The sequence below is a fragment of the Kitasatospora sp. MY 5-36 genome, from assembly GCF_001182915.1.
Taxonomy (GTDB): domain Bacteria; phylum Actinomycetota; class Actinomycetes; order Streptomycetales; family Streptomycetaceae; genus Kitasatospora.
Map to the genome: position 1 here is coordinate 1 of NZ_LFVW01001315.1, position 914 is coordinate 914.

At 71.4% G+C, this 914-nt stretch carries 2 protein-coding genes; both read left to right on the top strand.

What is annotated here, in order from left to right:
* Nucleotides 1-172: 172 nt before the first annotated feature.
* Entirely contained in the window at nucleotides 173-658 is a 486-nt protein-coding gene (locus tag AE652_RS42185; protein ID WP_053112619.1) for a hypothetical protein, read from the top strand.
* Nucleotides 655-914 (top strand): hypothetical protein (locus tag AE652_RS42190; protein WP_049661481.1); only part of this gene is annotated, 260 nt, incomplete at its 3' end. The genes AE652_RS42185 and AE652_RS42190, both read left to right, overlap by 4 nt.

Genomic DNA, 914 nt, shown 5'->3' on the forward strand with positions numbered 1-914 from the left:
CCCTCCTCGGCGAGCGCCGCGCACGTGAACCCGCGCTGACCGGACCCACCGCCGGCGGCCGGGCACCCCCGCGCAGCACTGGCGGGCCCGCCCGAAGGGAAGGATGGACACAACGGGGGAAGCCCGGGCAGCGGGCGAAGCCGGCACACCACCTGCCCGAGGGGGATGCGCGATGACCACGCCGCCGGAGCCGAACCGTCGGTCCGAACTGCTGGAGCTGTACCTGCTCGCCGTGGAGATGGCCGACCGGGTCTCGGCCCGCCGGGGCAGCGCCAACACCTTCTTCCTGTCCGTGCAGACCGCGCTGGTCACCCTGATCGGCTTCGGCATACCGAAGTTGTCCGAGTCCCCGTGGTGGGTGCCGACCGCCGTCGCGCTGGCCGGCATCACCCTCTCCGGCGCCTGGTGGATGCAGCTGCGCAGCTACCGGGACCTCAACGGCGCCAAGTTCCAGGTCATCAACAGCCTGGAGGAGAAGCTGTCCGCGCGGATCTACACCGACGAGTGGGACGCCCTCAGGAACACCGCGGCGGCCGGCCGGCGCCACCGGCACTACACCGAACTCGGCACCACGGAACGGCTCGTGCCGATGATATTCGCGGCGGCCCATCTGATCCTGCTCACCGGCACGCTCGTCAGCGGCACACTGGCCGTATGAGCCACCTCGACCCCATCGCCGACCTGATCCGCTCCTGCCTGCCCACGGAGGCCAGACCCCCCGAGGGCGCCGACGACCTGTTCCGCCTCTACGCCGTGCTGCTGCAGGCCAAGGGCGAGCAGGTCACCGACGAGGACGTCCACAACGCCTGGACGGCCTGGACCCAGACCACCGACGACACCCACCGGGCCCTGGTGCCCTTCCACGACCTCGACGCCCGCACCCGCGCCCTTCTTGAAGGCCTGGCCGGGCAGCT

Bases quoted from the DNA above. Each gene is read 5' to 3' on its own strand.
- AE652_RS42185 (WP_053112619.1), top strand. From the start codon at position 173: ATGACCACGCCGCCGGAGCCGAACCGTCGGTCCGAACTGCTGGAGCTG.